General features: G+C 56.4%; 15 protein-coding genes. 2 read left to right on the top strand and 13 right to left on the bottom strand.

Going from position 1 to position 9407, the window contains the following annotated elements; translation table 11 throughout:
- The coding region (locus KP703_RS14820; protein ID WP_215755296.1) for a transposase at nucleotides 1–228 on the top strand (228 nt) is incomplete at its 5' end.
- 89 nt (nucleotides 229–317) lie between these two features.
- Here the strand turns inward: KP703_RS14820 and KP703_RS14815 are convergent.
- The 12 genes from KP703_RS14815 to KP703_RS14760 form a co-directional block, all read right to left on the bottom strand.
- Nucleotides 318–650: a type II toxin-antitoxin system HicB family antitoxin gene (locus KP703_RS14815; RefSeq protein WP_215755483.1), complete on the bottom strand. Its 333-nt coding sequence runs from the start codon at nucleotides 648–650 to the stop codon at nucleotides 318–320.
- Nucleotides 647–901: a type II toxin-antitoxin system HicA family toxin gene (locus KP703_RS14810; RefSeq protein WP_061507208.1), complete on the bottom strand. Its 255-nt coding sequence runs from the start codon at nucleotides 899–901 to the stop codon at nucleotides 647–649. The genes KP703_RS14815 and KP703_RS14810 overlap by 4 nt, the downstream gene beginning before the upstream one ends.
- Before the next feature lie 61 nt (nucleotides 902–962).
- The gene (locus KP703_RS14805; protein WP_252354112.1) at nucleotides 963–1598 is read right to left on the bottom strand and encodes a Gp138 family membrane-puncturing spike protein; all 636 of its coding nucleotides are present in this window, start codon (nucleotides 1596–1598) and stop codon (nucleotides 963–965) included.
- Entirely contained in the window at nucleotides 1595–2521 is a 927-nt protein-coding gene (locus tag KP703_RS14800) for a baseplate hub protein (protein ID WP_215755482.1), read from the bottom strand. The genes KP703_RS14805 and KP703_RS14800 overlap by 4 nt, the downstream gene beginning before the upstream one ends.
- Before the next feature lie 2 nt (nucleotides 2522–2523).
- Nucleotides 2524–4512, bottom strand: coding sequence for a hypothetical protein (locus tag KP703_RS14795; RefSeq protein ID WP_215755481.1), 1989 nt, complete (start codon nucleotides 4510–4512; stop codon nucleotides 2524–2526).
- Nucleotides 4509–4814 (bottom strand): phage baseplate plug protein, encoded by a 306-nt coding sequence (locus KP703_RS14790; protein WP_215755480.1) that lies wholly within the window; start codon nucleotides 4812–4814, stop codon nucleotides 4509–4511. Before KP703_RS14790 ends, KP703_RS14795 begins: the two co-directional genes overlap by 4 nt.
- Nucleotides 4815–4817: 3 nt before the next feature.
- Nucleotides 4818–5462, bottom strand: a complete 645-nt coding sequence (locus KP703_RS14785; protein WP_215755479.1) for a phage baseplate protein — start codon at nucleotides 5460–5462, stop codon at nucleotides 4818–4820.
- A gap of 12 nt (nucleotides 5463–5474) precedes the next feature.
- Nucleotides 5475–5612, bottom strand: a complete 138-nt coding sequence (locus tag KP703_RS14780; RefSeq protein WP_215755478.1) for a hypothetical protein — start codon at nucleotides 5610–5612, stop codon at nucleotides 5475–5477.
- A gap of 11 nt (nucleotides 5613–5623) precedes the next feature.
- Nucleotides 5624–6118 carry a hypothetical protein gene (locus KP703_RS14775; RefSeq protein ID WP_215755477.1) on the bottom strand — a complete coding sequence of 165 codons (495 nt, stop codon included), beginning with the start codon at nucleotides 6116–6118 and terminating at the stop codon, nucleotides 5624–5626.
- Nucleotides 6119–6260: 142 nt separating this feature from the next.
- Nucleotides 6261–7184, bottom strand: a complete 924-nt coding sequence (locus tag KP703_RS14770) for a plasmid recombination protein (protein ID WP_215755476.1) — start codon at nucleotides 7182–7184, stop codon at nucleotides 6261–6263.
- Between the two features lie 126 nt (nucleotides 7185–7310).
- Nucleotides 7311–7643: a hypothetical protein gene (locus KP703_RS14765; RefSeq protein WP_215755475.1), complete on the bottom strand. Its 333-nt coding sequence runs from the start codon at nucleotides 7641–7643 to the stop codon at nucleotides 7311–7313.
- Nucleotides 7644–7869: 226 nt separating this feature from the next.
- Nucleotides 7870–8274 (bottom strand): RusA family crossover junction endodeoxyribonuclease, encoded by a 405-nt coding sequence (locus KP703_RS14760; RefSeq protein WP_215755474.1) that lies wholly within the window; start codon nucleotides 8272–8274, stop codon nucleotides 7870–7872.
- Between the two features lie 282 nt (nucleotides 8275–8556).
- On the opposite strand from KP703_RS14760, the gene KP703_RS14755 reads away from it, so the two are divergent.
- Entirely contained in the window at nucleotides 8557–8739 is a 183-nt protein-coding gene (locus KP703_RS14755; RefSeq protein ID WP_215755484.1) for a terminase small subunit, read from the top strand.
- Nucleotides 8740–9162: 423 nt separating this feature from the next.
- Here the strand turns inward: KP703_RS14755 and KP703_RS14750 are convergent.
- Nucleotides 9163–9407: transposase (locus KP703_RS14750; protein ID WP_215755473.1), on the bottom strand; the 245-nt coding region annotated here is incomplete at its 5' end.

Below are 9407 nucleotides of genomic sequence, written 5' to 3'. Positions count from 1 at the left end.
GAGCAGGATATCACTCTCGAAATCGTCAGACTACCTCAGGCTAAACGGGGTTTCGTGCTGCTGCCACGTCGCTGGATCGTAGAGAGATCGTTCGCGTGGGCAACGCGGTGCAGGAGGCTGGTGAAAGACTACGAGCGCTGCGCCTCAACGCTTGCCGCAATGCATACCATCGCCTTCGCAGGTTTCATGCTTAGAAACGCAGCTAACCTGCTCATCCAAAGTGCATAACACCCTCTAGGGGTGGCAAAGTTGAACAAAGTCTTTTTTAAGACCTGTGATAAATCTAAGGAATAGTTAAAGTAAAAATAAATATTAGCTTACGCTTCAACCTGAGCCAGTACGTCCTGCACCAGTCGATTGAGGCTGACGCCACGGGCTGCGGCAATCTCTGCGGCGCGGGCATGGATCTCTTCAGGCAGTCTAACCACAAAGCGGCCAGAGTAGTGCTTGACTGGATCAATGCCTTTTTCAGCGCACATCTCCAGAAAAACACGGAGGGAGGCCTCACCTTCCTGCTGCAGGCCGCTCACGCTATCTGCATAGAAATCAGCCCCTCCGTTCAGTCCCAGAAACTCTCCCCGGAACATGCCGATTTCAGGGTCAAACTGGATGACAGCCCGATGGCCGCCAATTTCCATCATGTTATTCATGGCGTCACTCCATTCTGCTCAAGCCATTTTCTGACAGAAGCTACGGCTCCTTTGTCGGTGTCTGGTTTAGGATGAGGTCGGTGGAAGACCTTGATCTCTTCAAACAGGAACACACCGATGCGTGAGCCTTCACGCTCTGACACCTCCGCGCCGAGAGAAACGAAAAGAGCTTCAATGTCCGTCCAGGGCACGTTGCCTGAGACGGGGCGTTTGAAGATTAACTCCAGCGTGCGGCGGTGCTTGGCTTTCATGGAAGAATGATACTGTTTTATGGTATCATATGCAAGGGAGAAGCTATGCCGCGCTTTCGTTTCATTCTGGCGTGCCGGTTGCCCCGCTACCGGGCTGTACGCCGGGATGCGTATGTTGAGTGAGGCTGATACCGGCGGCTTTCACATCACCGGAAGTAGTGATGTCGCAATCGAACGTGACCTTGCTGGCGGAGACAGAAAACTCACCCTTTGTCTGCACCTTTACGCCATTGCTGGTTAGCCAGATGTATTCTTCCGGGCTGCCATTCAGGAAGCCACCGATATAGAGTCCGTCACTCCAGCTATGAATGCGATGACTGCCGGGGCCGCTGGGTGCGCGGGCCTGCTTGATGTTGGAAATATCACGGCTTGCGAACACGGCCAGGCCGATATCACCAATGGCCGGATCAACAATAACAGCGCTCTTGCCGCCCTGTAACCGGAAATAGGGCAGGTTGTGGATCATCGGCATGGGAGAGAGCATCCCGCGCCCATTCGTTTGCTGAACCATGGGGAGAGCGTCCACAAACCCGACAGGCTCCAAACCCGTGGCAGAGACGGCTTTCACCTGCACCAGAGTGGCGCCAGCCATGCGGGCCATCTGCTGGCGGATTGCAAACAGAATGGGGTTTACGGGTCCTGCTGTGTCTGCGGCCTGAGCCTGTCCAAGATAGGCGTTCTGGTCTGTCCCGCTCATGCTGATGCTCCCGGAGGGGTGTTATCATCCCCGTAGAGTGGTCGTGTCGTCTCAATACTGGTCAGCCACTCGCCTCCGGGGTTTTCGCTCTCAATGTCATGTGTCACTGTTTTGATATTCCAGACCCCGCACGCAGGCATGAGATCGCTTGTGACCTTTAGAGACTGGCCAAAGCGAATCTCCGGACGGAACACCGTCTTGAAATTCAGGCCGTTTCCGGTGAATGACGGATATCCAAGCATACCGGTTGCGGGTGACACGTCTGAGATAAGGTTTGAGCGGCCCTTGCCCTCCGGCCAGATGACGTATGTGCCGTTGTCAAAAATCCTCTGAAAACGCCCCATGCGTGCCAGCTCATCCAGTTGCTGGGCGCTACTGCCTGTCAGAACAACATCGGCAGCACGTGCTGTCACACCATCATTTTCAAAGATAAATCCGAGGCTGCGAACGATTGTGCCGACAGCATCAGCAATGCTGATCGTGCCCTTGTAACTGGATGAAGGATAATCAGCTAAAGAGCTGAACGCCATGGCCGTTGAATAGACGTTCAGACACGTGTCCGGGGCGCCGGAATTGTCCTGCCACGCGGAGACAATATTGCCTTGAAAAATCTGAGTGAGAGGGCCTCCTTCATTGCCAGCGGTGATGATGATCGTATTGTTCCGGCCGCCGTCCGCATTGGGTGTCAGCACCGGTTGGTTCAGGTCATTCATCAGAGATTGCGTAAGCCCATACACGCGCAGTTCAGCGGAGGATCCTGCTACCCCTCCGACCATATTGACCGTTGCCTGAATACGGTGACCGCTTACATGTAGTTCCTGTGACCCACTGGTGCCGAATTGCCCGCGGCCCAGCCGGAACGTGAGGCTGATTTTGCGTTTATAGAACGTTTCCAGAGAAACCGTGCCCGCTTGCTCAACCATGTTCAGTTCAGCCCCGTATTGGTAATGGTCGCGAGCTCCCGGCTCACGGCATGCGCAGTCCCCCGCGCGTCTGTGGCTCGGGTGGTTACCGTCACATGGAAGGTGTTGTGCGCATGGTGGTGAACCTCCTGTGTGGGGCCTCCGCCTTGATTGTGGGCAATCGCCTGTTGCGCCGCAGCCTGATTCAATCCGGCGTATGGATCATAGCCGTTTTCCCGGCGGGTGATTGCATGCATCAGGCTGGCAACGGTATTTACATCTGACGCATTCAGGCGGGCGTCTGAGGTAACCCCCATATCCTTTGAAACCTGAGCGATATAGTCATTTGTCAGGTTGCCATCCGACGCCGGAGCCCAGCGGGAGATGATGCCGCGTACAGACTGAAGGCCGCGCTTGCGCATATAGGTTTGCAGGTTCTGGGCCATGGCATTGAGTCCGGCTTCCGGCGTGGCGAACTGGGCAAACTGTCCGTCTGACCCGGCACCGGCCCATGAGCGGAGATTGCCGGGGTTGTTGTTGCGGATGCCGCGCGGGGCAAGCAGGCCATGCATGGCTTCAGCTCGCCCTCCGATGTAGTGTCCTACCTTAGCGGACCCTTCCTCGACGTAATGCCAGGCGGATTTGGCAGCGTCTTCACCGCGATGCAGCATGCTTTCCAGCCAATGCCGGATGGCCGGGGCATCTGTCTGTATAGCCTTCTTGAACTGCTCCCAATCCGTCAGCAGGGAAGTCATGGCTTTCCCCCATGCGTCAGAGGCATCACCAGTCAAAACCAGCCAGCGCGCGCGGATTGTGTCTGAATCTTCCGTAAAGAGGGAGGTGAAAGCCTTCCAGCCTTCTTCGGCGCCCCGCTCGAAAGCTTCCCATTCCGGGCGTAGTTTGGTCAGAGTGCGCGAGCCGATCTGCTCAATCTGAGCCCAGCCATTAGAAACAGACTGGTAGAATGCGCTAAATTCGGACGAGCCCCCTCTCATCCACGCCGACCAGTCGCTGTAGAAATAACTGCCAGCTGTCACCACTGCGCCAAACCCGGCCGCCAGAGCGAGAACTCCAGCATTTGCCGCCACAAACCCCGCTACAAAAGGGCCAGCCATAGCCACGCCGAGAGCGAGGGCTGTGGTAGAAACTCCGGCAAATGCAGCATCCGCAATGGTCTGGTGCTGCCTGATGGTGTTGGTTGTCGCCCGGATCAGGTCGTTCACCACGGCCATCTGAGGAGCGAAGTCGCTTTCGATCTGGCGGCCTAAAGCCGTGAAAGACGTAGTCAGGCGCTCTTGAGAGTGAACAAGCTCTGTGTTGGCTTTAGCCTGTTTCTCAGTGACCTCCGCGCCATCTTCCTGCGCCTCGTGCAGCATCCGCATGATGGCGATAGAGCCTGAATTGACCAGAGGAAGAACCCCATCTCCAAAGCCAAAGCTTCTGGCCTGCTGCGTGCGCCTGCGCATGTCTTTGATGGTGGACAGATAGCGGAGGGCGTTCTTGAAAATCTGCTCCGTGCTGAGGGCGTTGCCGGTCTTCCCGTCCAGAACAGCAATACCCGACCGCTGCATTTGCTGGAGCTGAGGGGAAAAGGTTTTGTTCAGATCCCATTCTGATACGGAGGAACTGATAGAAGCGAAGGTCTGCCGGATGCCCTCCGCACTCCCCCCGGCCATGCGGGCTGCAGCTTCCCACTTCCCAAGGGACGCGGTGGAGGTGTCGATGGTTTGCGAGAAACTCCGCGTCGCCACTACGTTGGCGCTGGTTTCCTGAAAGAAGGCGTTGAGACCTCGGCCTGCCGTGACGACGGTAAGCAGGCCAAGCACTTGCTCTCTGACATTCCTGACAGACTCAGCGACCCGCGCATGCGCCTGCTCAATCCCCTTCGCATTATCAGTGAGCCGCGCGCGCAGCCGCTTCAGCACACCTTCCGCCTGCTGGGAGCCTTTTACGGTTCCTTTAGCGTCAAGGGTGAGCTCAACAACGAGGGAATCAATGACAGTGCCTGTCACGGGATGCTTTCTCCCGGCTCGATCCAGTACAGGACGTAACGGCTACCAAAATAGTCATACGTGGGGTCGTTGGCGCCCATCGTATCGACAAATACAAGGTCTCCGGAGAACCCCGTATAAGGAGCATTGTTAATCAGTGTGCGGTCCTGACACAAAAGGCCTGACCCAATGATTGATCCGTTCAGCTTGATATCGGCATAAAGGCCTGAGCTGCGCTGGCGCAAGGTCAGTCCAACATTCTGGCCGCCTAGCAAGACATGCAAAGACTGTGAGGGCGTTACGGATAGCGGAATGGTCTGCATGGCTCAGCTCTGGCTCGTTACGGCTGCGGGGTTCACCTGTCCGATATTGATAGGGGCAGCCCCGGAGGGCTCTTTAGTGGGCAGGGAGCTGGTGCCCGCACTCGCCAGTAATGCACGTGCTCCCCCACGCACTTCTTCAGCGCCGATCATAAGCCGAAGCATGGAGGGAGAGCCCCCTTGGCGAATATCCCGCTCCACATGTGTGATGTTCATATTCTGATAGACGGCCTCAGGCGTTGAGAGGGTGAAAAGGTCAGTGGATGCAGCAGCCGCCTGCACAGCGGACAGAAAGGCCGCCCGCGTTGCCAGGTCTTCATCACAGACCAGCATTACGCGTACCATGCGAGGCATTGAGACTTTATTCACTGAAGCAAAAGCCCCTTTCTCCATAGGGGCGCTGGTGATCCGGCTTTCCTGAATAGTGCCGAGAGAGACCACGTGGGCGGTAGTCGCAACCCGCTGCCCATTCTTGTCAAAGATGCCCCACTGAGCAGCAGCCTCGCTGACAAGGAGATCTTCAAGGGCAGTCCCCACGATAACAGAGGCAGCCGCTTCAGCACCCTCGATGGCGTAGGTTGCCAGCGTGGGCACACCTGCAACCTTCGGCACATCCCATGATGCCGGCAAAGGAACGGAATTCAGCGGCATCAGCTTGCTACCTTACCGGCGAGAGCGTGCATCCCGCTCAGCCGCTTTCTGCGCCACATATTGATTGTGCTGGTCGATAACCAGAAGCTCAGCCATGTCGTAGAGATCCTCTGCGTCATAGATAGTCTGGAGCTCTCCGAGAGTTGCCATCCGCGCATGGATTACTGCTCCAATGAGGGGGCTGAGGTTGGGGTAGTTGAGGAAGTCTCCGGCTCCTGGTGGGGCCTCTCTGAAGCCAATGGCGGCAGGGAGCGGGAGACGGCCTGAAAAAAACCAGTGTTGAACTCGAACGCCTTCTGCTGGAGCTCAATGAAGGTGCCGATATCGTCAAAATCACCGTCAACGATAGTGCGCGTTACGCTCGGGTGTTCAGGGTCAGGCTTGATCTTGATGCAACCACGCAGTTCTTTTTCCAGAGGGTCCGAAAAAACCGGATCCATAGAGCGCAGCACATTCAGGCCGATAGCCGAGCGAGCTACTTCCGCAATGGCTCCAGCATAGACAGCCCTCGCTTCAAACGGAGTGCCAACTGTAGCGCCATACAGGAACGAACGGCCCCACCGCTCAGCCTGAAATGCCGGCATGCGGGAAATTACGAAGACCTTGCCTTTGTCAGGACCATCTGTAGTGATGGTGTAGTCCATTTCTCGGATCAAAAGTGCCCCTCCGGCAGCATAAGAACATTACGAGAACAATAGTACGGAGGGGCAGGAAGTACAAGAAAAATAGGTTTCTTCATTTCATGTATTCATGATTTCAAAAATGCATGGACTTATGAACTCATCAGGAGGGAGATGGTCAGGGGCTTCCTGTTCTGGGCGAGAAAATTTCAAGTCTTTTCTGCAGTTCCATCCTTAAGGCCCGTTCTTCATCATGGCGCCGGGCCAGCTCCTCCATGCGAGCACGATACAAAGCCCCAGCCTTCTGCTCGGCCTCCCCTCGGATGCGGTTTCTGTCTCCCAGCATTTGCAGCCGCCACTGCTCCAGATCCTGTTGCCACTTTGTCAGCTCAGCTTCTGCGGCTTTGATTCTCTGCATGTTCTCGCCAAGCTTCACATCGGCAGCCCGGCCACATTCCCGAACGATCTTTTCCTTATGCCACTCTGCTCGCGTCATTCTGCGCCGGGAGAAGCCAAAGCGGCGGATGCCAAGAGCGGCACAGACTTCCAGCCAGTAAGTGTCCTGCAGGTCGCGCATAGCCGCCCGGTAGGCAGCATCGCCGGCTCTGTTGGTGGCTCCGTTCTGTAGGGCGGTATCCTTTGCCAGCGCGCCCGGATGCAGTCGCCTTGCCCGCATGGCAGGATCATCAGGCAGGACGTACGCGTGCAGATGCGGATGGCTCTCGTCGGTATGCCGAATGACAGACGCGAGCTGGGCGCCATAGCGCGCCTGAAGCCATTGCAAGGTATCTCGCTCCCAGCCTTCATAATCCCTCCCTTTCCGGTGGAAGGAAGCCACCACAGTCAGAAGCGTGTGCTGGTCCTGCCGGAGGGCGCGCAAGCCGGTAGAGGTCTGGATACGGATAGAGGCCGCTCTCTGGTCATGTCTGGAGCGCACCTCTGCGGGATGGAGACCATGCAGAATGGTAGGCGGTCGAGGTTGTTCAACGTGGTAGCAGGCCCATGGCTCGCGGGAGGCTTCAGCGAGAACAAAGACGACAGACCGGCCCTGCTTGTCGGGCTTGCGGGCGTAGGTTTCGAGGTGGATGAATTGCGGGCTCATGCATAATTCTGTGCCCGGCCGTCATGCAAGGCACCAGAGGAAAGCAAGAGAGCGTGTCCGAAATTCGGACGCACAAAACCGGGGCAACACCGCCAATCTGGAAGCCTTATTAACCGACTAAGGCTTTCAGCGGATGACCCGAACGCGCACCAGCCAGTATCCCGCTGCATTCTGCCGGAAATCCAGAATTTTGCCGCTGCCATGAGCCAGGGCGCGAGTGATAATCCGAACCTCCCTGAGATCCCGCCTGAAGGCCTGCTCCGGATTGGCAGGCCCCTGCACCCCCTCCGGCCATAGAGCATCCTGTATGCTAGAGAATGGAACCGCCACGCCCTCACCAATGGCCCAAAATTGCCCCGCGATAGCTTTCAGGTGCGGAGGTAGGCGAATGGCACCAGAAGGCCCTGAAAGGCGTCCTATGGTGGAGTTGAAGGACAGTGGACCGATGTCTTTCTTCATCGCTTTTGCTCATGCGTGAGTGCGCCCGCAGGCGTACTGTGCAACTTCCCACCCATCACCCGCGCCCGGAGGGCCTCGAACCGTTCGATCTGGGTAGGGCTTGGTTTGCGGGGAATGTGTCTTTTCGGACGTGACGCGGCTTTCCGAGGCGCCTCTGCACTGGAGGCACCTGCACCTTCATTATGAAGGCTCAGACGCTCGGCCCCGCCCCGGTCACGCTTGCCGGTCATAGCGGCGTCACCTCAATCACAGTCATACTCTCCGGCCCGTAACGGCGTGACAGAGTGGCATCCACGATCTGGGCATCATCCTTCCAGGCGATACCGTTCAGAGCATCAGCAGCGGTCTTCATCTGGTTGTCGATGTCTGGCCTGCTGGTCGGCAGGATCCGGCCTGCCAGTGCTTCAGCCGTTTTCTTCCGGCTCCATGAGGGCGGAGGGGCAATGTTGATTGTCAGGGAAACGTGCAGTGGCCCTGTCAGGCATGGCTTGCCGATCTGCTCTATGGCGTGGTGCTGGATATGCCTCTCGGCCTGCACCGTTTTTGCATCCGTGAAGGTCCGGCCTTTGGCCCTCAGCAGGCCGGGGATGGTGATGCGGTAAACTGGAGGTTCAGAAGCAGCGGTTTCCATGCCTGAAGCATAGTGCGGAACAGGCTGGAAGTACAAGGAAGTCGCTGATTTCTGCGGGGATTTGAGGTATCCAGATTGGGACGGCTGCCGAGTTTCGCGACCAATACGCGCACGCACGCGAGGGTGAGGCCTCTGCAGCTCTGCACATGGCCCGGAAAGACGCCTTGAGAACAAGGGGGCTGAACAGAGCCGACCTACTGAAAAAAACTGAAATCCAATGCTTGAAAATGTTGAAGAATGTTGAAATCCCAAAATCTATTCAGCACGCGCTAACAGGCCGCTATTCGGGCTGGTTATAGTGAGAAAACGGCGAGCGAGCAGGGTGCGCGCCTGTTAGTAAATGTTAAGGTTGCCAGCGCGATTTCGGTGCTTGGATCGGCCCTGAGAACCTCCAAAAACTTGATATCCAAGCGACGCTCCCTATTGAAAAAAGTTGAAATCCAAAACGCGATTTCGGAGCTTTGATCCGCTGGAAATTGTTGACAAATGTTGACATTCAAAACGCGATTTTTGAGGCGAAAAGCAACATCCGAAAGCCAGATATTCAGGAGGAGAAAGGTTTTGTGACCAGTATTGTGCATGCATGCGCGCGCGTGAGCGTGAATTTTGAGTTCGCCCGATTTGGCGAGCCCAAACAGTCCTGAAGCGCGCGCGTTGACCTGTAACAAGTGTATCAGAAGAAGCCCGCATCAAGATGATTTAACCGGCGGGAAACCGCGGGTTTTTTGAAAAACTAATCAAAAACGGATTTCAGGTTTTTTCAGGTTGCTAGCCCCTTATGTGAGCGGCTGCGCAGAGACCTTCTACCCCCCCTCTTCTTTGATTGTTTTTCAAAGGGTGGCCATTTTCTGCGCTCCTCAGCCAACGGGAATCAAAGCCTAGAGGGTGTTATGCACTTTGGATGAGCAGGTTAGCTGCGTTTCTAAGCATGAAACCTGCGAAGGCGATGGTATGCATTGCGGCAAGCGTTGAGGCGCAGCGCTCGTAGTCTTTCACCAGCCTCCTGCACCGCGTTGCCCACGCGAACGATCTCTCTACGATCCAGCGACGTGGCAGCAGCACGAAACCCCGTTTAGCCTGAGGTAGTCTGACGATTTCGAGAGTGATATCCTGCTCATCCTGCTCTTTGGCGG

Source organism: Acetobacter sp. P5B1, from assembly GCF_018811985.1.
Taxonomy (GTDB): Bacteria; Pseudomonadota; Alphaproteobacteria; order Acetobacterales; family Acetobacteraceae; genus Acetobacter; species Acetobacter cerevisiae.
This window is presented reverse-complemented; position numbering and strand designations above follow the sequence as displayed.